26 protein-coding genes and 1 pseudogene are annotated in these 24,454 nt (G+C 33.8%); 16 read left to right on the top strand and 11 right to left on the bottom strand.

Annotated features, from left to right (window positions below; genetic code table 11):
- Positions 1–215 precede the first annotated feature (215 nt).
- Complete coding sequence (locus tag F1Z66_RS16320; RefSeq protein ID WP_255437937.1) at positions 216–341, top strand: hypothetical protein; 126 nt, start codon at positions 216–218, stop codon at positions 339–341.
- Positions 342–1,090: 749 nt separating this feature from the next.
- On the opposite strand, the gene F1Z66_RS14715 is transcribed toward F1Z66_RS16320, so the two are convergent.
- Complete coding sequence (locus F1Z66_RS14715) at positions 1,091–1,501, bottom strand: hypothetical protein (RefSeq protein ID WP_149864383.1); 411 nt, start codon at positions 1,499–1,501, stop codon at positions 1,091–1,093.
- Between the two features lie 456 nt (positions 1,502–1,957).
- Here F1Z66_RS14715 and F1Z66_RS14710 point away from each other — a divergent pair, with 456 nt between their 5' ends.
- Together F1Z66_RS14710 and F1Z66_RS14705 are read left to right on the top strand one after the other, a co-directional pair.
- The gene (locus tag F1Z66_RS14710; RefSeq protein WP_149864382.1) at positions 1,958–2,176 is read left to right on the top strand and encodes a CbtB domain-containing protein; all 219 of its coding nucleotides are present in this window, start codon (positions 1,958–1,960) and stop codon (positions 2,174–2,176) included.
- A 270-nt stretch (positions 2,177–2,446) separates the two neighbouring features.
- Complete coding sequence (locus F1Z66_RS14705; RefSeq protein WP_149864381.1) at positions 2,447–3,520, top strand: inositol-3-phosphate synthase; 1,074 nt, start codon at positions 2,447–2,449, stop codon at positions 3,518–3,520.
- 55 nt (positions 3,521–3,575) lie between these two features.
- Here F1Z66_RS14705 and F1Z66_RS14700 read toward each other — a convergent pair whose 3' ends face one another.
- Positions 3,576–4,637, bottom strand: coding sequence for a PhoU domain-containing protein (locus F1Z66_RS14700; RefSeq protein WP_149864380.1), 1,062 nt, complete (start codon positions 4,635–4,637; stop codon positions 3,576–3,578).
- A 71-nt stretch (positions 4,638–4,708) separates the two neighbouring features.
- Here F1Z66_RS14700 and F1Z66_RS14695 point away from each other — a divergent pair, with 71 nt between their 5' ends.
- From F1Z66_RS14695 to F1Z66_RS14670, 6 genes are all read left to right on the top strand, one after another.
- Positions 4,709–5,662 (top strand): pantoate kinase, encoded by a 954-nt coding sequence (locus tag F1Z66_RS14695; protein ID WP_159357669.1) that lies wholly within the window; start codon positions 4,709–4,711, stop codon positions 5,660–5,662.
- A gap of 1 nt (position 5,663) precedes the next feature.
- Positions 5,664–6,431 (top strand): phosphopantothenate/pantothenate synthetase, encoded by a 768-nt coding sequence (locus F1Z66_RS14690; protein WP_149864378.1) that lies wholly within the window; start codon positions 5,664–5,666, stop codon positions 6,429–6,431.
- A 64-nt stretch (positions 6,432–6,495) separates the two neighbouring features.
- Positions 6,496–7,368 carry a 3-methyl-2-oxobutanoate hydroxymethyltransferase gene (panB, locus tag F1Z66_RS14685; protein WP_149864377.1) on the top strand — a complete coding sequence of 291 codons (873 nt, stop codon included), beginning with the start codon at positions 6,496–6,498 and terminating at the stop codon, positions 7,366–7,368.
- An 11-nt stretch (positions 7,369–7,379) separates the two neighbouring features.
- On the top strand, positions 7,380–8,822 hold the full coding sequence (locus F1Z66_RS14680; protein ID WP_149864376.1) for a phosphopantothenoylcysteine decarboxylase domain-containing protein: 1,443 nt from the start codon (positions 7,380–7,382) through the stop codon (positions 8,820–8,822).
- A gap of 139 nt (positions 8,823–8,961) precedes the next feature.
- Entirely contained in the window at positions 8,962–9,801 is an 840-nt protein-coding gene (locus F1Z66_RS14675; protein ID WP_149864388.1) for an isocitrate lyase/PEP mutase family protein, read from the top strand.
- 40 nt (positions 9,802–9,841) lie between these two features.
- On the top strand, positions 9,842–11,389 hold the full coding sequence (locus F1Z66_RS14670) for a hypothetical protein (RefSeq protein ID WP_149864375.1): 1,548 nt from the start codon (positions 9,842–9,844) through the stop codon (positions 11,387–11,389).
- A gap of 27 nt (positions 11,390–11,416) precedes the next feature.
- On the opposite strand, the gene F1Z66_RS14665 is transcribed toward F1Z66_RS14670, so the two are convergent.
- The 3 genes from F1Z66_RS14665 to F1Z66_RS14655 all read right to left on the bottom strand — a co-directional run bounded on the left by F1Z66_RS14665 (position 11,417) and on the right by F1Z66_RS14655 (position 14,505).
- Complete coding sequence (locus F1Z66_RS14665) at positions 11,417–12,259, bottom strand: glycosyltransferase family A protein (RefSeq protein ID WP_149864374.1); 843 nt, start codon at positions 12,257–12,259, stop codon at positions 11,417–11,419.
- Positions 12,260–12,352: 93 nt separating this feature from the next.
- A complete protein-coding gene (locus tag F1Z66_RS14660; RefSeq protein WP_149864373.1) occupies positions 12,353–13,489 on the bottom strand; it encodes a glycosyltransferase in 1,137 nt (378 codons plus the stop codon).
- 41 nt (positions 13,490–13,530) lie between these two features.
- The gene (locus tag F1Z66_RS14655; protein WP_149864372.1) at positions 13,531–14,505 is read right to left on the bottom strand and encodes a glycosyltransferase family 4 protein; all 975 of its coding nucleotides are present in this window, start codon (positions 14,503–14,505) and stop codon (positions 13,531–13,533) included.
- 31 nt (positions 14,506–14,536) lie between these two features.
- Between F1Z66_RS14655 and F1Z66_RS14650 the strand changes: the two genes are divergently transcribed.
- On the top strand, positions 14,537–15,685 hold the full coding sequence (locus F1Z66_RS14650) for a glycosyltransferase (protein ID WP_149864371.1): 1,149 nt from the start codon (positions 14,537–14,539) through the stop codon (positions 15,683–15,685).
- Positions 15,686–15,840: 155 nt separating this feature from the next.
- Positions 15,841–16,653 (top strand): class I SAM-dependent methyltransferase, encoded by an 813-nt coding sequence (locus tag F1Z66_RS14645; RefSeq protein WP_149864370.1) that lies wholly within the window; start codon positions 15,841–15,843, stop codon positions 16,651–16,653.
- A 211-nt stretch (positions 16,654–16,864) separates the two neighbouring features.
- Here F1Z66_RS14645 and F1Z66_RS14640 read toward each other — a convergent pair whose 3' ends face one another.
- Positions 16,865–17,545 (bottom strand): class I SAM-dependent methyltransferase, encoded by a 681-nt coding sequence (locus F1Z66_RS14640; RefSeq protein ID WP_149864369.1) that lies wholly within the window; start codon positions 17,543–17,545, stop codon positions 16,865–16,867.
- Between the two features lie 135 nt (positions 17,546–17,680).
- Here F1Z66_RS14640 and F1Z66_RS14635 point away from each other — a divergent pair, with 135 nt between their 5' ends.
- Positions 17,681–18,163: a hypothetical protein gene (locus F1Z66_RS14635; RefSeq protein ID WP_149864368.1), complete on the top strand. Its 483-nt coding sequence runs from the start codon at positions 17,681–17,683 to the stop codon at positions 18,161–18,163.
- Between the two features lie 6 nt (positions 18,164–18,169).
- Here F1Z66_RS14635 and F1Z66_RS14630 read toward each other — a convergent pair whose 3' ends face one another.
- Entirely contained in the window at positions 18,170–19,210 is a 1,041-nt protein-coding gene (locus F1Z66_RS14630) for an NAD(P)/FAD-dependent oxidoreductase (protein ID WP_149864367.1), read from the bottom strand.
- A gap of 218 nt (positions 19,211–19,428) precedes the next feature.
- On the opposite strand from F1Z66_RS14630, the gene F1Z66_RS14625 reads away from it, so the two are divergent.
- The gene (locus tag F1Z66_RS14625) at positions 19,429–20,298 is read left to right on the top strand and encodes a right-handed parallel beta-helix repeat-containing protein (protein WP_149864366.1); all 870 of its coding nucleotides are present in this window, start codon (positions 19,429–19,431) and stop codon (positions 20,296–20,298) included.
- A gap of 146 nt (positions 20,299–20,444) precedes the next feature.
- The gene (locus F1Z66_RS14620; RefSeq protein ID WP_149864365.1) at positions 20,445–21,407 is read left to right on the top strand and encodes a hypothetical protein; all 963 of its coding nucleotides are present in this window, start codon (positions 20,445–20,447) and stop codon (positions 21,405–21,407) included.
- A 48-nt stretch (positions 21,408–21,455) separates the two neighbouring features.
- Here F1Z66_RS14620 and F1Z66_RS14615 read toward each other — a convergent pair whose 3' ends face one another.
- From F1Z66_RS14615 to cobO, 3 genes are read right to left on the bottom strand one after another with little or no spacing between them, the layout of a single operon-like run.
- On the bottom strand, positions 21,456–21,626 hold the full coding sequence (locus F1Z66_RS14615) for a nucleolar RNA-binding Nop10p family protein (protein WP_149864364.1): 171 nt from the start codon (positions 21,624–21,626) through the stop codon (positions 21,456–21,458).
- A 12-nt stretch (positions 21,627–21,638) separates the two neighbouring features.
- Positions 21,639–22,448 carry a translation initiation factor IF-2 subunit alpha gene (locus tag F1Z66_RS14610; RefSeq protein ID WP_230207592.1) on the bottom strand — a complete coding sequence of 270 codons (810 nt, stop codon included), beginning with the start codon at positions 22,446–22,448 and terminating at the stop codon, positions 21,639–21,641.
- Between the two features lie 52 nt (positions 22,449–22,500).
- A complete protein-coding gene (gene cobO / locus F1Z66_RS14605) occupies positions 22,501–23,031 on the bottom strand; it encodes a cob(I)yrinic acid a,c-diamide adenosyltransferase (RefSeq protein WP_149864362.1) in 531 nt (176 codons plus the stop codon).
- A gap of 305 nt (positions 23,032–23,336) precedes the next feature.
- Between cobO and F1Z66_RS14600 the strand changes: the two genes are divergently transcribed.
- Together F1Z66_RS14600 and F1Z66_RS14595 are read left to right on the top strand one after the other, a co-directional pair.
- Positions 23,337–23,723, top strand: a complete 387-nt coding sequence (locus F1Z66_RS14600) for a pyridoxamine 5'-phosphate oxidase family protein (RefSeq protein WP_201448671.1) — start codon at positions 23,337–23,339, stop codon at positions 23,721–23,723.
- Between the two features lie 4 nt (positions 23,724–23,727).
- Positions 23,728–24,213 (top strand): tetrahydromethanopterin S-methyltransferase subunit A, encoded by a 486-nt coding sequence (locus tag F1Z66_RS14595; RefSeq protein ID WP_149864361.1) that lies wholly within the window; start codon positions 23,728–23,730, stop codon positions 24,211–24,213.
- Here the strand turns inward: F1Z66_RS14595 and F1Z66_RS14590 are convergent.
- A pseudogene (locus tag F1Z66_RS14590) lies at positions 24,210–24,454 on the bottom strand (hypothetical protein); the annotation flags it as partial. The gene F1Z66_RS14595 and the pseudogene F1Z66_RS14590 overlap by 4 nt on opposite strands.

Raw genomic sequence — 24,454 nt, 5'->3', positions numbered from 1 at the left:
CAAATGAATTAGTCAAAGAATAGCAAAAGATGGAAAAAATGTACAAGAATTTGGCCCTTGCAGTACTAATACTCGTTGTTATTAAGTCATAATCCCAGACCTAAGGTAAGGGAATTTGCAAATGTAAAAACATTTGCAAGGAGAAATCAGCACAAGATGGAAAGAAACACAAAAAAGGCCCAAAATAACTTCAGAAAGAGTCTTTGGCAGTTATTATGACTATCGATAGGGAAGTCAGAATTATTCTAGAACTTCCCGGAGCAAAGAAAGAATACATCAAGATTAACGCTAACGAAAATGTGATTGAAATTAAAACTACTGTTTCAATCCGAAAATATTAAGACTTTAGAATTACCGTCTTATGATGATTTTAATTATGCAGAATTAACTTGTATCAATGGAATACTTGAAGTTGTATTTGCTAAATAAACAGAAACCAAACCAAAAGGTAAGGAAATAAAGATAAAAGGACATATATTTTCAGCCGTTTAAAGTCCGAACCATTTCTTTTGGTTGTTTTTTTAAACCGAAACATTGAGCATATTATAATAAATATTCTTTATTGTAGTATAATTTATGCTGTTTCCATGAGTGAATAATTTCCAGTTTGCGAAGAAATCGTCCTACAACGTGGATCTTAGTCATGATTTAACTACTTAAATATTGGCTTTCATTCTATCAAAATGTGCTTTTTTCTGAAACAGACGAAGACCTTGAGGAAATAATAGGGCAGCATGAAAACGAAGAAAATGAACAAAGAGAGAAGTTAGAGGAAGAGGAATAAACAAAAAGATAATAGTTATGGAATACACATCTCTTAAATTTCATCTTATATGACATCGGCCAAAAGAATATAAATTCTGACCGGGGCGAGTCGAATTGTTATTGAGATTGTTCGAAGTTATTTTTTAATTTTTTTTCTGAATAGTTTACTTTTGGCTCTTTATCTACAGATAGAAAGGGTTATCTATTATATTAAAAATGCACTGATGAATTCCTTTTGAATATATACTTCGTACTGAAATGAAATCAGACTCTTTTATATTGTTATGTCAGACTTTAGATTATTAACAATACTGCTTATAACTTTCTAGGGGGTTTTTTCACCTTCAGCGGTAATTTTATAATGGTCCACGTTATTTGCACTAACAAAAAAATAAAAATCTCTTTCATACCCTGGTTTGAAAGTTGAAGAAGCTGGGGTAATGAACCTGCTTGTTTCGGAGACGGTGGAGTTATTTAAGTCAAATAACTCTACCAGTACCTTTACATCTCTTGTATCGAATGTGGAGTTGTTTATTGCTGTTCCCTTGACGTAAATTAGTCCAGTTGGACTTTCTCCAACTTGGATATCTCTAAGCTGTAAATTGACTATTGTACTTGAAAGGGAATTAATTTTTCCCTGTTCTTGAGCGTAACCTGTCATGTTCCATGACCATTGACTAAAAATCATACAACAAAAGAAAATCGATAAAAAGACTAACATTAATTTGGGAGCCATAGAATTTACTTCTCTATATATGTTTAGCACCAAATATTGATATTACTTTTCTTCTTCATTCTAAAATGGTGTTTTTCCTTTTTTTTGAGTAACTCGTTGAAATCAAGTCCTGTCTTTAAGATTTATTTATAAATCCTACATACTTCGAGTCAAGTGTTTTGATCCTCTTCTACCTCAAATACTTGATCGTCTGGATATTTGACCACTTTGATATTACAATGTTTGCATTCATAATAATTGATGTCATGCCTATGACTAATGGAACCATTTATCCATATCATCAAGTTGCCACATCTTAAACAAGACATTGTCATATTGAATTTGAAATAACTGAGGTATTAATCTCTTTTGAATCTGACAATCTTAGATGACATAAATATACATCTTCAGAAATTTATTTTCTCTCGTCTTTATTTTTGGGCGATGGTTTATATAATAAGACCCGTAGGTAAAAATATGAGCAGCTATTCTAAACTTCGGACTGTCAATACCGAAAAATCACCAAAATTAGCAATAGCAGTACTTGCAATAATCGCAATTTTTAGTATTTACATTGTAGGATATGATCAAGGTCAACTTTTTAGCATGGTTCAGGGCAATGACGCATTCGATTCTATGTGGTTGCATGAATTTACTCATGATATTAGACATGCTTCTGGGTTTCCATGTCATTAAATAGCTTGTTAGAAAAATAGGCTATTATTGAGAATTTCATTATTTGTTAAATTAAAATACATTTTCATATCTTTATAACTTTAGTTTGATCACCATATCTTTGAGGACTCATGGCCATCTTTGATAAGTATTGCTTGGTAAAGGACATATGATTTATCTTGATAAGACCAATTATTTGAAACCTTTAACTTTATTGTGCTAGGATTTAACTCTATTTCAATTGACTTTGTAAAATTTATATTAAAATTGTATATGATAGAGATCGTAACCATGGGTAAAAAAATCAATGTCGCAATTGCAGGGGTAGGAAATTGTGCTTCTGCTCTTATTCAAGGAATTCAGTATTACAACTCCAACTCATCTCAAAAGGATTCTATTGGACTTACTTCTTATAATCTTGGAGGATATGAACCAAGTGATATTAACTTTGTTGCTGCCTTTGACATAGCTGAAACAAAAGTAGGTAAAGATTTATCAGAAGCTATTTTTTCTCCTCCAAATAATGCATTGCAAATCACAGATGTACCATCCTTTGATGTTAAAGTACAAAAGGGCAACGTGCTTGATGGCGCTGGAAACCACTTTTCCGAAATAGTTAAAATTGCAGACAGCATTGAGGTAGATGTCCAAAGCGTTCTAAAGGATACCAAAGCCGACATTTTGATTAACTATTTACCTGTTGGAAGTAGAGAGGGAAGTAGATATTATGCTGATAAATGTCTGGAGGCCGGAGTTTGCTTTATTAATGCAATTCCAGTTTTTATCTCTTCGGACTCAAAATGGCAGCAAAAATTTACCAACAAAGGTCTCCCTTGTGCGGGAGATGATGTGATGAGTCAGCTTGGAGCAACTGTTGTGCACAAGACCTTGGCAAAGTTATGGGTAGATAGGGGTGTAGCCATAGACGAAACTTATCAGCTAAATATTGGAGGTGATATGGACTTTTACAACATGCTAGATGAGGATAGACTGGAAGATAAAAGGGTCAGTAAAACTTCTGCAGTTCAAGCGATGGTTCCATATGATGTCCCGATGAGAATAGGTCCTTCGGATTATGTAAATTTTCTTCAGAATGATAAGGTCTGCTATATATATATGAAAGGAAGATTTTTTGGTAAGGTTCCTTTGGAACTTGACTTAAAACTAAGGGTACCTGATGCTTATAATAGTTCGGGGGTAATGATAGATGCAATCAGAGGAGCTAAGGTGGCGTTGGATAGAGGTGTATCGGGTCCACTGGAGAGTATTTCTGCATATTGCTTTAAACACCCTCCTGTTCAAATGTCCTATTCCTCTGCAAAGTCTAATTTCATTGATTTTATTGCCGGCAAAATAGAACGATAGACACATCGTGATGATGAGAATAATACAAAATCTCTTTTAATTTGTCATGCCTTCTTTATTTTAAGATATATGTGGGCTTGGCCAGATCTGAAATGTCTATCCAACATTTAGCTATTTTATCAAGACACGAGATACTGTTTATAAGTGCAATGGAAAACGTTTCATCATTCTGTGCATCGTGATTGGAAGTTATATTTTTCTTCAGTTGGGCAATGGTGTTTTTGAAATCTTCATAATTCTCTATAACCTTGAAGGCCTTATCTCTACTAGTACTTATGAAGGCCTCTACTGAGTAATATTGCATTTCACTCAAAGAATCCCCAATTTTCTTTATCAACATTGCTACTTGTTTAACTTCCTTTAATTCATTTAGATAGGTAACAAGTTCTGCAATCAAGTCACCCGCAGTTTCGAGAAAATTTGCCGCAATTCTGTAGTCTAGCATATCAATGTTGGTTAGATTCATGCTACTAGCAAGTCTCTTGTTCATTATCGCCGTCCTAATTATTCGAACTAGGAGGAAATATTGCCGGTCAATTTCATCATCTCTACTTGCAATCTTTTTTGCTAAATCATTGCTAAGTTCTCCACTAAGAGAATGAATGGTTTCTCTGAACATTCCTTGAATAATTGAATTCATCATTGCAAGAATTTTGCCAATATTTAGAGTTTTGGCGTCCAAAAGAAACTGAAAACAAATATCAAAACTATTTTCATCTACTATCTCCAAACCAATAAGTTTCCGAGTTGCCTTCTTGATGGCTTCGCTGTTTTCGTATGAAATCTGTACTTTTGAATGTACATTGATCCTGTTATAGCCTAAAAGATAAGCTCCAAATATCTTATTCAAAATACTCTTTGTGACTTTGTCATTGTTTTCCTTCGGATCGCTCTCTTTATTTGAATAATTGATTGTATTTGGCTCTTTATCCCATTCGAATACAATCTTAATTTCTTCCTCTTGATAATTGTTGTATATGGAAATTGTGTTATCAATATTAGTCTCTATGATTATACTTTTACCTTTAATGATCGAATTTTTTTTTACCCATTCTATTGGTAATGAAATCAATATACTACTGCCTATCTGTTGTACTATTCTAGTATAAATTGTCATAATTTATTTATATCAATATAAATAAATTATACTATATTTTTATATTTGCATTGTTATGAATTGGAAGTATAGTGGTCATAGTTTCTCAAATTCCCATAGCCGTCTCAAAGGCTTATAGCCCTGGTCATATTACTGGCTTTTATTCAAGTCCTGAAGATTCCCTAGGCCATCAGGATTCAAAATTTCAAGGCTCGTTGGGTGCGGGATTTAGTATAGACCGTGGAATTACTTCTAACGTACGAGTTTTTTCCTCTGCTGAAAAAAAATATGAAATTAAGTTGAATGGCTTTTCAGATTACGATTTGAAAGTATCAAAGTATGTTACAGAATATTACTTGAACATAGTAAGAAAACCTGTATTCTTGTCTGTTGATCATGTTTCGGATCTACCTATCGGGTTCGGGTTAGGATCTAGTGGTTCCGCAGCACTTAGTTTATCCTATGCACTAAATGATGCATTAGGAACACAATTTAGCGAAATACAGGCTGCACAAATAGCCCATGAAGCTGATATTTGCTGTAATACTGGACGAGGAACTGTAATATCAGAATTTGTAGGTGGCCTTGAAATTAGGGTAGACATCGGTGGTCCTGGAATTGGGCGGGTGATAAAGACCGAGTTACCAAAAGATTGGTTTGTTGTAATATTATGCATTGAACCAATTGACACTGCCTTTTACCTCAGTGACAAATTTAGTCTAATAAAAAGAAGATCAATGAACTTTCTAGGAAATCAAATGACAAAAATTTTGGAAAAAAATAATACAGTAAAAAATTTTTTGGAACTATCACATGATTTCGCTTCGGAATTTGGAATAACCACTGAACGATGCCACAAACCGCTAAATCAGCTTAAATCGGAGGGTATAGTTTCAAGTGTCGCTCTATTTGGACATACTTTATTTACCCTTGTAAAGAGTGAATCCCTTAAGACAGTTTGTGAAATTTTAAAAGAACATCCAGGTAAGTTGATGGTTTGTAGGATAGATAATTTGGGAGCGAGATTGTTGGGGGATTCTGTTTAAGATGAATAGGGAATTGGTTATACCTCCATCTCATCCAAGGTATGCGTCATTGATGGGGCGAGAGAAGATTGTAACTGGTTTCAAAGATGGAGTTGTTGCAGCCGAAGGTTTAATCGCACATGGAAGAGGGGAGTGTTTTGATTACTTAATAGGGGAACAGACTCAAGATTTCGCACTCCGTGCTATTGATGCAGCTGCATCCCAGCTATTGATTGCAAGTTATCCTGTGTTTTCTATTAATGGAAATGTTGCTGCTTTGTGCGGTGACATTATCTCTTCCTTAAATTCTGTGATTGAACATTCTGCTGTAGAGATTAATTTATTTTATTATACAAGAGAGCGAGAGCAGAATATAACAAACATGCTTAGAAAGCATGGTTTGACAAAAATGTTAGGGACGGATCCTAGTAATTTGGTTAAAATCCCAGAACTAGAAAGTAATCGTAGATTTGTTGATTCTCGTGGGATTTTCCAAGCTGATACTGTTTTTGTTCCACTTGAGGATGGTGATAGGACCATGGCTCTAAAAAAAATGAATAAAAAAGTCATTACTATAGACTTGAATCCGTTGTCTAGAACTTCACAAGTATCGGATATAACGATTATAGATAACATCGTCAGAGCAATCCCTTTACTACTAGAGAGGATCAAATTTCATAAACAGAATTCAAACTATGATCAATTGCGAGAATTAATCGATGGTTTTGATAACAAACGAGCCTTGTCCCAAGCGTTAGATCTAATGAGAGTTGGTGCTGTATCTAGGTGACAACAAAATTTTTAGATTCAAGAACTGTTCATTTAGAGCAGTATATTAGGTCAAGTGGCTATAATTGATTCCTAATATTAATGAAATACAGCAAAAGAAAAAGAAAAATGAGAAAATAGTGGTTCTCACAGCTTACGATTTGTTTACTGCTAAAATTTGTAATGATTGTCAAATCGATATTGTGTTGGTTGGCGATAGTGCTGGAATGGTTTCATTGGGATATTCGAGTACCATGCCAGTTACTATGGATGAGATGGTGGTTTTCTGTAAAGGTGTGGTTAATGGAGCAAAAAATTGTTTAATAGTAGCTGACATGCCGTTTGGATCATATCAAGTGAATTCTAGCTTGGCATTAACTAATGCTATTAAGTTCATTAAATTAGGCTGTCATGCTGTAAAGATAGAAGGTGGACTAGAAGTAGTACCATTAGTCCGCAAAATGAGTGATTACGGAATACCTGTAATGGGGCATATAGGGTTACAGCCTCAGACAACCGTATTATGGGAAGGATATGGAGTTCAGGGCAAAACTAAAGAGTCTGCCGTAGCCTTGTATGATCAAGCTATCGAATTAGAACGCGCTGGGGTTTTTAGTATTGTGCTTGAGTTAGTTACCAAACAAGTGGCGGAATTGATTAGCAAGTCAATTAATATTCCTACTATAGGTATCGGATCAGGAAGTGGTTGTGATGGTCAGGTTCTTGTTTACTATGATCTGGTTGGGATGTTTGACAAGTTTAAACCCAAATTTGTAAAAAGATATTTAGATGCATATGAACTTAATTTGATCGCGGTCAAGAACTTTAAATCAGATGTAGCTTCAAAAACTTTCCCAAGCGAAGAACATTCTTTTTCAATACCTGATAGTGAACTAAAGAAATTCAGGGAGTTTCTAGAGACAAAAACAAAATCTAACTTGGATAATCAGACACTTTGAGGGTAAAGGTCATGGCGTCTTTACCCTCAGATTCTTCAGATAAAGGCATACTTGCTAATAGATTTCAATCAAATAATCATCCATCAAAGGACATAAAAGGTACGTATGGCTCTGAACTAATCAGAAAAAAAATAGTTATATGTATAACAGCTAGTGTGGCTTGTTTTAAAAGTATTGATCTAATAAGGCTGTTTATCAGACATGGCGCAGAGGTTTTTGTAGTTATTTCCAAGGCAGTTGAAAAATTTATTGGCAAGGAATATTTCGTTTGGGCTAGTGGTAATCCAGTAACTACTCATCTTTCTGGTGAGCTAGAACATGTGAGGCTTGCAAATTACAATAATTCAGACCTTGTAATCGTATATCCTTGTACGGCCAACACCATTGGTAAATTTGCAAATGGAATAGATGATACCTCCGTAACATCTGTGTTGTCCATAGCTTTAGGTTCAAAAATTCCAATTATTATTTCACCTGCCATGCACGAAGCTATGTATTATAATCCAATCATCAAAAGTAATATCAACAAATTAGAGCAAATGGGAGTTATTTTCACTCCTCCTGTTATTAAGGAAGATAAGGCCAAGGTGTCCTCAGTTGAAGAAGTTTTTAGGCATTCAATGGAAAAAGTATTTCACATCCGTCAACCCCAAAATCGGGATACTGGCAAGGTATTTAATTGGAACAAAAATAATCAATTTTTTTGCAAACAGTCACTTGATTCAATAACTGAAATAAATGACATAGAGTTAAGATCGTTCTTTAAGGGTAAGAAAATTTTAATATCTTTAGGCAGCACGATAGAGTATATCGATCCGATAAGATTAATTTCAAATACAAGCTCTGGAAAAATGGGTTTTTCCTTGATTAAGGCTGCTACTCGATTCGGATTGGATGTTACTATCTTAAAAGGGATTACCCAAATAGATCAGTCTATATACAAACATCTGAGAAAGTTTTCACAGCGAATGATAGAAGTAAAGACCACAGATCAAATGGCAGATGCTATGTCCCAGGAACTATATAAATCTAAATATGATGTAGTAATTTTATCTGCTGCCGTTTCAGATTTTAAACCCCAAATAGTTTCTGATACAAAAATTTCAACTGAAAATGAAAACCTTACATTAAAATTGATACCGACTATTAAGATAGTAGACAAAGTAAAACAAATTCAAGATAAAGTATTTCTTGTAGCCTTTAAAGCTGAATATTCTTTAAGTCTTAGACAGTTAATTACTATATCGTACTCAAAACTTCTAAAGTGTCAGGCAGATTTTATTGTTGCCAACGATGTAGGTCCAAAGCACAACGTGATTGGATCTGAAAATAATAAAGTTATTATTATCGATAAAGATAGAAATTTTTATGATTTCCCAACTCAGAAGAAGGAACAAGTTGCGGAAGATATTTTAAAGATGGTATATCTTAATTTAAATAATATTAATGATTAAATGAAAATCAGGGATTGATTGATCTTGATAATGTATTCGTTCTTTACCTTGGATTGCTTCCTCACAACTGCACAAACTGACAAAATATAAAATTATATTAAGAACAAAATTTTAGAATTAGTATTTGTCATTAAATGAAATTCTTAGTAGGCAGGGAGACATCCTTGTAATGCCTGGTGTATATGATGCATTAACAGCAAAAATCGCGGAACATGTGGGGTTTGAAGCTATTTTCCAAACTGGATATGGTACATCTGCATCTATGCTTGCGTTACCAGATTTTGGTTTTTTGAGTATCTCAGAAACATTGGAAACTGCCAGACGCATAACACGTGCAGTTAGTATTCCATTAATAGTTGATGTTGATACTGGGTATGGGAATCCGTTGACTGTTTTTAAGTTGGTCGAGGATTTGCAAAAAATAGGTGTTTCTGGAATTTTTTTGGAAGATCAAGTTTGGCCCAAAAGATGTGGTCACATGTCGGGTAAGGATGTCATAAGCTCAGATGAATATGTTCAAAAACTAAAATCTGCAATTGACGCTAAAGGTGATAATCATGAATTCAAAATAGTGGCGAGGACCGATGCTGCAGCACCATTGGGTCTTGATGAAGCTATTAGACGAGGTAAATTATATAGGGAAATAGGGGCAGATATTGTTTTTGTGGAAGCTCCACGCTCCATTGAAGATATGAAAAAGATTGCAAATCAGATACACGCACCTTTGGTAGCAAACATGATTGAGGAAGGGGTTACTCCAAATTTGCCGGCGGCAGAATTAAAGGAGTTAGGATTTTGCATAGCACTTTTCCCACTTTCTGGTCTCTATTCATCCACTTTTGGTATATATAATACATTTAAGACACTAAAACAATCTGGAACTACTAAAAGCGTGGTTAATACTATGATGCAGTTTAAAGAATTCAATGAATTAGTACAACTTGACAAATATATGAATATGGAAAAGAAATACGCTTAGTTCTTATCTAGGTTGTACGAGCGTTTGGTATGATTGGTAATTGAAAAACTCGATCATCCTCGCTTCAATCATTGTTTTTATCCTTGGATGTTCAGTGAGAGCTTTACCAATTATAATCAATTTTCCTTATCCTATAGGCTACGATTCCATTAATTACTATTTGCCTCTCATCTATCAATTCCATAGCAATGGTTATGATTGGAATACTCTATTTCCTATCTACCTCCTAGTAGTATATTTCCTGTCAAACACTTTTTGGCTTGATCCTTATTTGGCCTTTAATATTATAAACACTTTGATGTACGGAGCCCTGGGTGTTTCCTTCTTATTTTTATTCAGCAAGACGTTTCGAATGCCACCGTACTATAGCATCTGGTCATGTGTTTTCTTGCTATTACAACTAAGTTTGTTGCGCATTTCTTGGGATCTTCACAGAGATATCCTTTCAATTATTCTGTTCAACGTTACCGTTTTAATAATTGGGTATTCTTATAGGAAAAATAGATCAGTAACAAGTAGGGTAAAACTCTATTTCTTGATATTAGTTTTGTCTTTATTATCTGTCTTCACAGATAGGATGTATGCAATACTTTTGATAATTTCTTCATTGATTTTTGCATTAATTAGGAGGTATCGTTATTTATTTATAATTAATCTTTTATTTATAGTTCTTTTTGTTTTCTATGCAATATCAGAAGATAATGTTACATTCCTATCTATGCAATCGGATATTGTTCAGACACTTTTCAATTCTGATTATGGTAAAAACTCTATCCCTGAAATAGATCTTGCTGTTTTATTCGTCACTCTTAATGGTGTTCTGATACCTTTTTTTGTGATAGGGTTTGTCGACCAAGTTAAGAGATTAACATATTTGATAATACCATTACTAATTTCCATATCTTTTTCATTTATTTGGTTGGTGGTTCCTAATTATGAATACTTGGTTCCGGAACGCTGGATTATATTATCCAGCATGTTTATTTCAGTATTTGCAGCATATGGGTTGTATTTGTTGCCTGGATATTTTAGGCATAACCAGAACAGACAACTTTTATACTATGGGTGTATGATTGGGTTCATTCTATATGGGATTGGTTTCTTAGTTGCACCCAATGGAGTTATTACCAATTTGCCTTCATACTTTAACAGTTATACTGGTTTTGTATTTCCTCTTTCAATGTCTATGAATTCCATGGAAATTCCTCAAAATCGTGATGTGATTAACATTATCCAATGGCTTAACGAACAAACTCCAGAAGACTCTTATGTAATTGGAACAATTCATTGGCGTGGATGGTTTCAATTATTCCTGAACCCATCTCATAAATATCTCTATTCAGAAGCTATTTTAGAAAATATTATTCCTAAATCTTCAGACCTAGCAAACCCACCCAATTCAACTAGCTATTTGGAAAACACTCAAAATCTCCTTTGTGTTCGAGATACGCAAAGCCATCTGGCTAAATCTCCAATATACTTGATAGATGTGGATCAACAGCATTTTGAAAAGAATCCAAAAATTGTGTTACACCGTTTTGGTAAATTGAATATCTATAATGCGAGCAACATGATTTGTAATAAATAGTTTGTCTATATCTGAGGTTCTGAAGCCCTATTTGTTTCTGAATCTAAAAAGGGATTTTATTCTTTCCAATTGTTTCTTGCGTAAATAAAGCCTAATGTCGATTGGATACATGCTATCATACCCTGTATTTTTCGGTTTATAGAAAATATAATGGTAGAACATGTAAATTGCTCCTAATCTTCCGATCGGCTTTCCACTAATAAAGTAATTAGCAAAACGTCCTAATGCAAAAATAGGGTGATACCCAAGAGTTCTCATACTGGCTCCAAATTCATAGAAATGGTGATCCTGACCTAATTGTCGTGTATGCTCAAATATCGCATCCCTTACAATTGCGTAATTCATACCATTTTTTTGAGCAGTAATCAAGACAACCGATTCATACCCCATTTTTTCTGGATAGTATTCATGTACCTTCCTAAAAAAGGAATTGCGAACGAATCTGCCGGCCCCATGTGGTTTTTCATATCTGTAATTGCTATAAGAACCCGAGGCTATAGCTAAATCAGGATTGTTATCCATTATGGAAATAATCTTTTTAGCATAATCAGTTTCGTAAATTGTGTCATCAGTAGCAATCATATGATAATCTGTTACATCAAGTTGATTGTCAACCAAAAACCGAAGTGCTTTGTTCCAATTTTTGACTATGCGTGTAACGTCGTATCCCAGATCAGGATTGGTTATTATAAATAAATTTTTGATTTCAGTTTTTAAATGATCTAAAATTCGTGGAGTTTGGTCTGTTGACCCATCATCAATCGTAATTATATATTGAGGTTTTACTGATTGATTATGAAGTGAGTAAATTGCTTTTTCAATGGTCAATTCGGAATTCCTGCAAGTTACGATTGCAAAGTAGGTCCCCATAAAATTAAAAAAAAAAGTTGAAATATAAGTTTTTGTGCATCAAATGCTTTGACTATGTGTATTCTTTGCATCTTGGATTGGTTAATTGTCTTGTTATGCTTTATCATAAGCTTCAAAAATCTTGTTCTCATGTTTCTCCCACACAAGATTTTCATGTGCAAAATGAAATGTCTGTAGTTGTTTTTTGTAGACTATCTCAGGTGCTGTAATTAACTCTTTTATCTTTGGAATCATTGTTTCATAATTGTCAAACCCAACGACATTTTCTTTTAGCTCTTCAAAGATTGGCTGAATGGAATTGGTACAAAAAACGACTAACCCTGCATGTGCATATTCATATGCTTTATTTGGGCTGCAATATGGATGAAATGGATGTTTTTTCCATGGAATGAATCCTAAACTGTTACGGGACATTTCAGTAAACATTTGCTCTCTGTCTAAGTATCCATGATACTTTACAAACTCAGTATCGTTGGAATTCCAACCGATGATATTTAACTGCCCGATTGAATTATTGTTAAATAAATCAATAAATCCGTCTATGTTCTTAATTGGTGTTTCATATCCTCTAAAAGCTGGAGTTCCTGCATAAACAGAAGAGATCTTTTCGTGATAAGGAGGTTCGACTATAGCTTCAAATTCATTCTCTAATGGGAAATTTGGGACAACGTATACGTCTCTTGAAATATTTGATAATTCTAGCCTTATTGAATTCGAAGGTACTAACGTAGGCACGTCCGAAACAATATCTAGCTCCCATTTTATCCACATCTTCCGCTTGCGAGATCTTAATGTATTTCCAAATGTAGTAATATTTCTTTTTATCTTTTCTATATTATTTTTGTCTTTGAAAGTATATTCGCTATTTTCGTATTGATATATGACAAATTTTGACCAATATTCATGGTTGTCATAGACCATCGGATATCCACCTATCTCTTTAGCCATTTTGGCGGAAAATACATTATGGGCATGAATTATATCGGGATTGACCTCTCTGAATACACGTCTCATCTGCTTTTTTAAAGAATGCCATTCATATGGTAACCTGTATCTGGATTTGGGATTCCAATTAAGTGAAAAAGTTCTAAGAAATATATCTCTCTTGTATTTTAAATGTGGTGTTAGTCCTGCAAAGTAAACATCATGACCTGCCTTCTTTGAACTTAAAGCAGCTTTCTCAATCCTCCAGTCGGGCAGAGAACTATCTGATAAATGTAATACCCTCATTTTTCATCAGCAAATTGATTGCTTGTTTAGGTGATTGATCATTACATAACCTCTTCATATATTTTTAAGACTTTATTAGCGGCGTTCATAGGTTCGTTATCAACTGGAAGTTTGGACCACTTCTTCATTTGAAAATCTATAACTTCTAATCCACATGAAAGCGACTCTAACGCAGTCTTGCTGAAATTTTCAAGTAAAGTATTGTTTACGAAACGTACATCCACATAAATATCATACTGATGCAGGAATTTTGGCATTTCGGCATACAGGATAGGATTATTTATCCTGTCTACAATCTCTACGTTATCGATTCCGTTTTTCTTACAAAATTTAATAATCCATTCAATATCCGATGTGGCTTCAGTTTTAAAAGTAAAGTATCGTTTGTTTGAATCGAACCTACCACCTTGTTTTTTACAAAAATGTTCTTGGTCTACAGGATTATTCAACAATATTGGCGTGGCTCCCAGAATTTTACTGAGGAGATCCGGTGTGGATACTAATATACTATCTGCAGTTCGTATTGCCTCCAGATTATTTCTTTTCCTAATCTTATTCGCGGTATATCGCTTAAACATGGCTTTAGGTATTGAAGTTAATTTTAAACTACGATATTTTTGATCAATGCCACGTAAATCAGATCCATGAAAGTGCATTATGACCTTAAAATTGTCGCCTAGTTTTTTTCTAAGATATAGTAAAACGTCAGCTCTACTGTGGATATGTATTATATCAGCATTCTTTGCTCGAGCTAAACACAATTCAAAAAAATCCTTTTCTTCGGCAAACTCAACCAAATTATCATAGAATTTGTAAATACCATAAGGGTCATAATTAGATCTACGCAAAACTACAGATTGATGACCCAACTTAATTTGATATTTAGATAAAATACAGGCAACGCCAGATTGATCCCAGATATGAAGGATATTCAAGTAAGAGTATTCGTAACTAATTACATTCTTAAGAATCTTTATCTTTGGACATGATAGGAAAATAACCTGAGTTAAGAACACTTATAAAATTTCTCACAATAAACTCATTTGATTGGGGTTAAAGATCTTACATTTATCAGATAGTTCTCTGCCCGACTGGAGGATTGAGAAAGCTGCTTTAAGTTCAAAGAAGGCGGGTCATGATGTTTACTTTGCCGGAAGACCGTCCTCTCCATCCAATAGGTCCGTATTTGAAAAAATATATCTAATTGAATGGAATTCCAGAAGTAGAAATAAGTTTCCCCTTTATTGGCATTCTTTAAAAAAGCAGATGAGACGTGTATTCAGAGAGGTCAATCCCGATATAATTCATGCCCATAATGTATTTTCCGCCAAAATGGCTAAAGAGATAGGTGGATATCCGATGGTCTATGACAACCATGAATATTGGTCTGTATACCTTAAAAGACAACTCGAATCTATTAATTCAAACAGCTTAGTAACAGTCGATGAAAAACCGAGTACAAAATCTAAAAGACTAGAGAATAAAATTCGAACTAGATTAAAATCACGTTATGTGAACCTATGGTCACGCCAAGAAGAGTTAATTGTTTCAACAACACCAACTATAACAGTCTCTAATACAATTGTAGAGGATCTAAAAAAGATTGGAAGTAAAGTGTATTTAGTACCCAATTATCCGATATTTGATGAAGTAAATTGGATTAGAGCGCCTATTTATCATGAAGATCTGTCATCTGTTTATGCTGGTGTTGAGCCTACTGGCAATACTCGATCTATACATAGGAATATTGACGGCTTTATAGATCTTTTTGACAAATATTCGATTGGAAAATTGGCCGTGTTAGGATGGAAAAATACATCTACACAGAATGTGGATTTCTTGGGTTATCTTGGAAGAAGGGAAATGTATGAGCAGATGCAAAAACACTCTGTAGGAATCATCCCATTCAAACCTCATTGGTCTCATATTTTTATTAGTCCAAACAAAGCATATGAATATGCACATGCCGGACTGTTTGTTATAACTTCTTCAAGTTTTGTTCCCATTATGGAAACCTTGAGAGAAAATTGTTTGGCTTTCAAAGACTATTTAGATTTGAAGGAGAAGATCCTTGAGCTATCAAATGACGTTGATAGTATGTTTAAAAGACGATTACAAATATATCAATTCGCGAGAGAAAATTTATTATGGGAAAAATACGAAAGCAATATTTTTGAAGCATACAAAAATGCTTAGGGACATTCTGCTAGCATGTTATGACAACCATCCAAATTATAAGTAAAATCCGATGATGACCAATTTCCATATTTTGCAAGCAAAATGAAAATATGTTCACTATTAAAAGCCAAACCTTAATAACTATTTTAAAATAGAACTCATTTTACTACTCAATGACTAATAATAACGCGGGTAGAGATAGTAACACTGATATAAAAGATTACTGGGAAAAAAGACTCAATGAAAACTACGGTCTTCATGGTACTGGGTACATAGGACTAGGAAAAAGTTATAATTCATGGATGTACAAAGTTAGGAAATATATAGTTACTAAAAAATTACGATCTCTTAATAATGAATATGAAACTGCAACAATTCTTGATATCGGATCTGGGAGTGGATTTTATGTGGATATTTGGACGCAACTAGGGGCTAAAGACATTACAGGATGTGATATTACAAGTATATCGGTCAAAAACCTTAGAGACAAATACCCCATGGGAGAGTTCTTGGAAGTGGATATTAGTTCCAATGTCATTCCTATAACCAAACAGTTTGATTTCGTAAGTGCATTTGACGTACTGTTTCACATAGTTGATAACGAAAAATATGAAAAAGCAATAAGTAACATTTATAATTTGCTAAAGCCAAATGGAGTCCTAATATTCTCAGAGAATTTTGTTCACAATAAATCTCAAAAGAGTAGATTTCAATCTACAAGAACACTTTCGGAAATTAAATCTTCTTTTGAAAGAGCGGGATTTGAAATTATAGAACGGACTCCAATGTTTTACCTTATGAATGCTCCTGTAGATTCTGATGGTGTCTTGATAAATAAATTTTGGTACTTGTTAAAAAGAGGAGTAAGTAGAGGTGAGAAATTTGGATCTTTAATAGGGTCGGCTTTATATCCTGTAGAAATTCTTTTAGTTCTCTCACAGAAGGAAAGCCCGTCAACAGAAATGATGATTTGTAAGAAAAACTAACTAATCATTTTAGTATCCTCAGTCTGCCAAGAACTATGTTTTTTATTCTATTTACAGGTCATCATTAGAATACTAGAATTCATTAATTCTACTTGATAGCTGAGCAAGGAATTTAAACGAATCAATCAAACAGCATTCGAATGTGCAATTTGATATGTTGCATGTTAGGTAATCTTGAAAAAATGTTCCCAGTTAGACCATTTGTATGAGATTATGATTTAATTGTCAATAGCCTTTTGTATGCTCTAGATGCTCCTGGAATATGTCGAGCAATTTTTTTAAGCCTTATTTCAATGGGTGGTTTTCCATGTTTTTTGAGAACCTTGATCCTTTCATTAAACAAATCAACTTCTTTTTTGTTAGATGATAACAAACAGATTAGGGATACGTCGTCACTAATAAACGCTGAAAATCCTAGACTTTGGAGTTCTTGCATCGACCAGGCCGATCTGTGAGTTTCATACACGTTACCAAAAGCGTCCTGTTGGGGCGTTGGAATTTTGGGAGTACTTACTAAAATGCAGCCATGATTCTGCAATAAAGTCTTAAGTAACAAAATGCCGTCATTTTTCTCAAAATGTTCCAGTACATCTATCAAAAGTATTAAATCGTAGGAAACATTTAACCTAGGTGCAATGTCAAGAATATTTTCGTTATAGATATTATCATATACATATTTGTGAAGTGGAGTAATGTACTTTTGGAAAACTTCAACACAATCAATTCTTCTTTCAAATTCGTATTTTTGTCTTCCATCCCATAATTCTAAGTATTCTCTACACAAAACACCGAACTTTCCAAAACCACTTCCAATATCCAGAACCGATTTTGGGTCCAATGATATTATCATTTCCATTAGTTTTGAGATATGATAATATTGACTAGACGGCATATTAGTCGTTATTCGAACTGAGGTATCTTTAAAGGTTTATATGATAATCAGCGATTTTTGCACTTATTTTTATCAATTAATGTTTCTCCAATGGCATAGTACAACTAAATAAGAGAAATCAATAGATAGTAGATATTGTCAAGATACCTAAAGATAAACCAACGATTTATCCGTAGAAGATGGTTAGATTTCAGAAATGGTCATAGCATTTATTTAATCTTCGTATTAACTTTTTCTAATTTTATTCTGATAGCATACAATTTTGCAATAAAAGAAAATCCTGTATTTGGCGGTGCTATTTCTCTACCTATTTTTGTAATCTTGTTTGCCTTGGTATATATACCAGTTTCTATGTTGATTGGATACTGGCACAGAAAGCATCAATATTCTGTGGAAAATGAGGCCCTAATAAATCAGAACTGGGTGTGGGCATGGATCATGCAATATCAAATTAGATTGATAAAAAGCAAGACTACAAGGAAAGAGGATGAATTTGTATTGAAATATTTAAATGATATTTTAAAGCGAACCAACAAGACTGAACTAATGGCTAAGGATGATGATTTAATAGGCAGTGCAAAAGATGAAAACAAGGTGGATGATAATAATCTTAAATAAAAAATGCTAAAGCGCGTTAACCAGTCGTCTCATCTTATCAAAGTCTATTTCGAATCCAAATCGTTTTTCATCCTTTTTCATGTTTTTATACATGCTTAAAAGCAAATTGAAGTGTTTAACTGTACTTAATTTACCATCCATTTTGAGCCTCACGATCCTATAGACATCATAGTAATACTGAAATTTCTTTAGAACTTTGTCTCTGTATGCTTTTTCATCAAATTTTGTATCGTTGGAAGTACTTTTATCAAAAACATCTAAGAATATTTCACAGCATAATAGTGAGGGAATAATGCCTTCTCCCAACATTGGAAAAACTGTTCCAATTGATTCTCCAACTCCAATTATATTCTTATCTGAAAATGGTTCCATCATCTTTGGTGGGGATAGTCTAATTGGCCTACCAATTTTCTTGACTATTTTTGCATTTGGATGACTGTCAAAAAACTCTTTTATTCCTAAATATTTTCGATCAATATCTCCAGCACCAATAAATCCTGTTCCGTCTTCAAGAGGAAAATACCAGAAGTATCCTCTAGCTCCCCTGTATCCTATCACATGAAATTCGTCAATATCTTTAACGTTTTCTACCATGTATTCATATGCCGGAATAATAAAATCTTCTTTTGGCTTTGGTAAGAAACTTCTGTGAAATCCCGTACAATCTATAATGTAATCATAGTCACCTATTGGAAAAGTTCTCTTGTCACAATTTGCCCCATATACTATGTTGACATCACTGATGAGATCGCTTTCCCATTGCTTTTTGTTATAAGTAACTAGACCTCCTAATTCTAAATATTCTGATTTGTTATTTGGAAGATCCATTTTCAGCCTTTTTCCTACATGAAAAATATAATTATCAAAATCTAGGCCTGCTTTCTTGGAAAAATATTCTAGCATATGTCTTGATGCGCCCCAAGCACACACTGGCCAATGAGATTCCTTTTTGCTGGATTCAAACAAGGTAACTGTATGTCCTGACTTTTGTAACATATTACTAAGGAAACTGCCAGCCACACCGGCCCCTATAACTGCTAGTTTCAACTGAATTCTTTACCATCCGTAATAATATTAATTTTTGTCTGTTAAATCAAAGTTTTACAGGGTATTAATAATATTTAACTGAATCTACATAATGAATTATTGCAAAAAAAGTTCTAATCAATCGACTCATTAATTATTTATATCCGATAGAAATTAATGTTGAATTACGTAAAAACAATAGTTTCCCATATATATTATACAATTGAATCTTTGATCGAATGAATAACAAAATATATCTCATGGCGGCAATAATTGCATTTGCATCTGTTGGTGCTTTGTTAATACAACCAACTGTAGCATCAGCACAAAGCAGCATGATAGACAATATTTTGAACAGTGCAACCCCTTCATCTAATTCTAATGATAATAGTCAATCATCACAAGAAAATGGCAGCAGCAACACAGCAATCCCATTAAGCACAAGCTTATCCTGTGGTCAAGTTATTAAACAAAGTGTCAAATTGACTGCAAATCTTGATTGTAAAACAGACGGTATAATCGTTGGCGCAGACGGTATCACAATCGATTTGAATGGATTCACTTTAAGTGGCCCTGGGGAAAAGAGTTCTAAAGTTGGAATCATGTTTGCAGACAATGACGAAGTAACCGTTCAAGGTCCGGGTATTATCAAAAACTTCCAAGCAGGTGCATTGTTCTCTGGCGGAGAAGACAACAAGATATCACGAGTGACATTCACAGACAATGAAATCGCGGTCTTTGAGACAGGTTCAAAGAATGTCGCAATTGAAGATAACTTGATGTTCGGAAACAGCATTGGTGTAGCAGCTCACTCTTCATCAGGCTCCAAATTGACAACCAACCTATTCAAATCAAATGACTTGGCAGGTGTAACATTGGTAAATTCTGCAAAGAATGAACTCTCCATGAATACAATTCAAGGCTCTGTAAATGGTATCTTCCTTGATGGCCAAAGCACCGATAACAACGTAAATTCAAACAATGTACTGCAAAATCGTGGTGTAGATTTGAACAATGGTAATGGTCTCCCAACCAACATTAACAGCAATGTCTTCTCAGACAACAACTGTAACACATCCGTTCCAGACGGCTTGTGTTTGGGTAGATAATACCACCCCATTTATTTTATAATCTTTTAGTACTTTTAGTATTACTCAATTCAATAATTTCGTGTAAAATATTTCTCAACCATCTAAATTAAGGAGGAATATATCTTTCAGTAATATATTTATCTTATCAAAAGTTATCAAACTCAATGACTATGCTTCTTCCAAAATTAGGATCAAATTATGTTTTTGTATTTTCATTTGTTTTAGTGGGTTGTATATTTTTTTGCGCTGGTAATTTGTTTAATTATGGTTCGATGGCAAGCGGACAGCTAACCAATTCCTCTGCTCCTGGCGATGATGAAATACTTGCAAATATCAACCAAACTTATTTGTCCTTGATACCACTTATGATCCAGGAGGTTCAGAATACTAACGCCAGCGATATTCCGATAAGGCAAATAATAGAAGCAACACCTTCTAACGCTACTCAATTACAAGATATTGTAAAGAATAACTCTTATAATTCCTCAATCCAATCTGAATTAAATTCTACCTATGATAATACTACCTTAACTAACTCAAGCGTCAATAACATGCCCTCAAAACCTCAGGATCTTATTCCTGTTGTTGTTAATATGACTCAGAATACTAACGCCAGCAATATCCCATTTTCAAACGTGTTAAATACTGTTCCTTCTAACGCTACTCAATTACAAGATATTGTAAAGAATAACTCTTATAATTCCTCAATCCAATCTGAATTAAATTCTACCTATGATAATACTACCTTAACTAACTCAAGCGTCAATAACATGCCCTCAAAACCTCAGGATCTTATTCCTGTTGTTGTTAATATGACTCAGAATACTAACGCCAGCAATATCCCATTTTCAAACGTGTTAAATACTGTTCCTTCTAACGCTACTCAATTACAAGATATTGTAAAGAATAACTCTTATAATTCCTCAATCCAATCTGAATTAAATTCTACCTATGATAATACTACCTTAACTAACTCAAGCGTCAATAACATGCCCTCAAAACCTCAGGATCTTATTCCTGTTGTTGTTAATATGACTCAGAATACTAACGCTACTGAATTGGGTTTCATGCGTGTCATTAATTCTACACCAACCATCGAAAGCTTCAATGGCACAAACACAAACTAAGTGAAACTTTGTTATTAAAAAAATAAAAGTCAGAATTAATTTTTTATTCTAGGCTTCTTGGCCATTTTTGTATGCATCTACTACTCTATATCTTATGTATTTGTCATCTAGTGAAAATTTTGGTGGATGAGGATCGTTTGTTGATGAATCACAGTATTGACATTTTTCCTTCAGAGTATATTTCATACAGTTTTTACAAATCCTAATCCTATGTCTCATGTTTTCACTCTGCTAGATATTAGTATGTGTTTTCTTGGATTCTTCTCTTGAAAACTTAAAAGTACCCGAATTTTTCTCTATATTTGTTTTGATTTTTTCAATGGCTTGATTTAGTGCCTTTTCTGCAACCTTGAAGTTCTCTGCTGTTACAGTTATCCTATATTTGGGTGCTCCTACGTAGGTTATTTCAATCTTCGAGTTATTTTTAGGACCATCAACCGATGACAGAATATTCTTAATAATATCAATACCATCACCTTTTCTAACTGCGATTTCCAAAAGGGCTCTTACCTCTATATGTGGAATTTGAATCTTTTTGCTTTCTTGTTCGATAGCTTCTATGACTTCAGGTGCTAATTCTAGACTGGACAATACATCAGGTCCCTTAACCGCAACTGCTTCAAAAGCGTCATATATAAAATCATATTTTTGTGATATTTTATCCTCTAGTTCCTTTATGTGAATTTGATCATACCCAAGCTTCGTTTTGATAATATCCATAAAGTTTGCACCTTTCTCGTCTTTTTTGACTTCGATAACCTTGGATTTCTTCTCTTCTCCAGTAACTTGCTTTAATGAAAGATCTACCTCTGATCTTGTGGGATTGACTCTAATTACCTTTAAAACTGTCTTTTGTTTTGGTTTGACATATCGTTCTATATTTCTAATCCAGCCTGTAGCAATTTCAGAAATGTGTAAAAAGGCTGTAAGATTATCATATTCGTCAAGTGTTACATAAGCACCATGACCAGTAACTTCTTTGACAGTTACTATTACAATTTCTCCTAACTCGGGGAGTTTTTTAGTTTCCGAAATACTCACTATGATTTAACAATTTTTTTAGATTAATTAATTTTGCTTTTCTTTCTTTTTATTAAAAGTCTATTCCTTTTTTGGCTTTTATTTTGTTCTTGTAAGGATGTTTAATCTCTCTCATTTCTGTTACAAGATCTGCAATTTCGAGTATTTCTTCGGTTATATAATTGCCAGTCATAATCACGTTAACCTGATACGGTTTTGCCTTTAGTATTTGGAGAACTTCATCTTCATCAATAAGTTTGAGCTTTAAAGCGTAATTGATCTCATCTAGGATTACTGTATCATAGTTTAAGGAGTTTATTTTTTCTCTTGCCAAACCGAGAGCATTTTTTGAAGCCAATATATGCTCATTTATGTTATGATCGTCGTCCAGTATCCCCACAAATCCCTTCCCTGCGACAATTAATTCGAAATTGGGTTTGAGCAAATTTGAACTATATATTTCTCCGTATTTCCATTCTCCTTTTATAAATTGAATCATACATATTCTAAAATCATATCCAATTCCCCTCAGCGCTGCTCCCAAAGAGGCAGTCGTTTTTCCTTTACCATTGCCATAATAAACAATAATTAATCCTTTTTCCATATCTTTGTTCTTTGACATCAATGTGTAATTATTTCAGATTAGGCTTTCTATCCTTTTCATATTGCCAAACTGTGTATCTTTTTGAATTGATAGGTCAAATTCTGGACAATTTAAAACATATTTTTGCAAACCGTTCCTGTCTTTACTAAATATGCTTTCCATCTGGCTGTAGTAATAAATATAATAATGATAGTGATAATAACAACCCATGTAGCAAACGATGAGGATGCAACCAACAGAGAATTTTTAAATCTTTTTGCAATTCAATTTATTTGTGTCCGTATACTAAGATAATGATGGTACTTTTGTCTCCATCTGAAACACGATTCTTAGCCAGCAATGAATGTTGTAGACTAGCTACATGTTATGAAAATAGACCTCATGTTGTTCCTGTTTCATATCTTTTTTACAAAGATTGCATTTACATTTCCACTGATTATGATACTAAGAAGTTCATAAATATCAAAAAAAACCCCTGTATTTGCTTAGTTGTTAATTATTATTTGCCTGGGAGCAACAAAGGACTAGTATTGAATGGGGAGGCAACAATAGTCGAAAATGGGAAAAAATATTGTGAAATTTACAAATTGTTTTACACCTCTTTCAAATGGGTAAGAGACGATCCGTGGGAGGAAGGAGAAGCACCGTTTTTGGAAATCCGCTTTAATTCAAAAAGTAGTTGGGGACTATAATAAATTGTCAATAAGATATAAGATGGAGATAGTAGCCGGAGCAGTATGCAAAAAACTATTGCCTATTCCAATTTCATCGTTTTCCGGAAAAGGAAAAACGGTTGCAGTATGCACACTTTCTAGTTTGGATTTGTTGCAAGCCATTTCAAAAGATGAGATTATGAATAAGATCTTAATAGTGGGAAGATTGTACTCTGAGAACAAAGGGATAGATGATTTAATTAATTATTGTACTAATTCAAGTACTTTAAAATATTTGGTTTTGTGCGGTCAAGATACGAGAGGTCACTATTCGGGTGATGCATTAATAAAATTAGGCCTATACGGTGTTGATTCAGTAGGGCGCATTATTAATACCAAGGCACCGCGACCTTACCTTACATTAAAACCCGAGGTTATTGAAAAATTTAGGAGCGATATACAGATTATTGATATGAGAGAGGTTTGTAAATTAGAAGAAATAAAATTAAGAATAGATGATCTTGGTTAATTTTTATTCCTGTATAGGATTTGTTCTGCCTCTATTTCATGATTATTTTTTTTGGCTTTGAGTTTTAAAGATCTGTCACTACCGTCTTCTTCTCTTCTTTGCAGATATTCCCTGTAATCCTCATCAATTTCCATGGCAGCTTGAAGTATCTTGCTCTTCATTGTGTTAGATGAATTGATAAACATCTTTGTATCCTTTGGTAGACAGTGTCCACCAATTCCATCTCTTGGTTCAAGGATAT

It is taken from the genome of Candidatus Nitrosocosmicus agrestis, from assembly GCF_008389435.1.
GTDB classification, from domain to species: domain Archaea; phylum Thermoproteota; class Nitrososphaeria; order Nitrososphaerales; family Nitrososphaeraceae; genus Nitrosocosmicus; species Nitrosocosmicus agrestis.
This window is presented reverse-complemented; position numbering and strand designations above follow the sequence as displayed.

Bases quoted from the DNA above. Each gene is read 5' to 3' on its own strand.
- F1Z66_RS14680 (WP_149864376.1), top strand. From the start codon at position 7,380: ATGGCGTCTTTACCCTCAGATTCTTCAGATAAAGGCATACTTGCTAAT.
- F1Z66_RS14640 (WP_149864369.1), bottom strand. From the start codon at position 17,545: ATGCCGTCTAGTCAATATTATCATATCTCAAAACTAATGGAAATGATA.
- F1Z66_RS14710 (WP_149864382.1), top strand. From the start codon at position 1,958: ATGAGCAGCTATTCTAAACTTCGGACTGTCAATACCGAAAAATCACCA.
- cobO (WP_149864362.1), bottom strand. From the start codon at position 23,031: ATGGAAAAAGGATTAATTATTGTTTATTATGGCAATGGTAAAGGAAAA.
- F1Z66_RS14715 (WP_149864383.1), bottom strand. From the start codon at position 1,501: ATGGCTCCCAAATTAATGTTAGTCTTTTTATCGATTTTCTTTTGTTGT.
- F1Z66_RS14620 (WP_149864365.1), top strand. From the start codon at position 20,445: ATGACTATGCTTCTTCCAAAATTAGGATCAAATTATGTTTTTGTATTT.
- F1Z66_RS14660 (WP_149864373.1), bottom strand. From the start codon at position 13,489: ATGAGGGTATTACATTTATCAGATAGTTCTCTGCCCGACTGGAGGATT.
- F1Z66_RS14705 (WP_149864381.1), top strand. From the start codon at position 2,447: ATGGGTAAAAAAATCAATGTCGCAATTGCAGGGGTAGGAAATTGTGCT.
- F1Z66_RS14625 (WP_149864366.1), top strand. From the start codon at position 19,429: ATGAATAACAAAATATATCTCATGGCGGCAATAATTGCATTTGCATCT.
- F1Z66_RS14615 (WP_149864364.1), bottom strand. From the start codon at position 21,626: ATGAGACATAGGATTAGGATTTGTAAAAACTGTATGAAATATACTCTG.
- F1Z66_RS14645 (WP_149864370.1), top strand. From the start codon at position 15,841: ATGACTAATAATAACGCGGGTAGAGATAGTAACACTGATATAAAAGAT.
- F1Z66_RS16320 (WP_255437937.1), top strand. From the start codon at position 216: ATGACTATCGATAGGGAAGTCAGAATTATTCTAGAACTTCCCGGAGCA.
- F1Z66_RS14665 (WP_149864374.1), bottom strand. From the start codon at position 12,259: ATGGGGACCTACTTTGCAATCGTAACTTGCAGGAATTCCGAATTGACC.
- F1Z66_RS14700 (WP_149864380.1), bottom strand. From the start codon at position 4,637: ATGACAATTTATACTAGAATAGTACAACAGATAGGCAGTAGTATATTG.
- F1Z66_RS14690 (WP_149864378.1), top strand. From the start codon at position 5,664: ATGAATAGGGAATTGGTTATACCTCCATCTCATCCAAGGTATGCGTCA.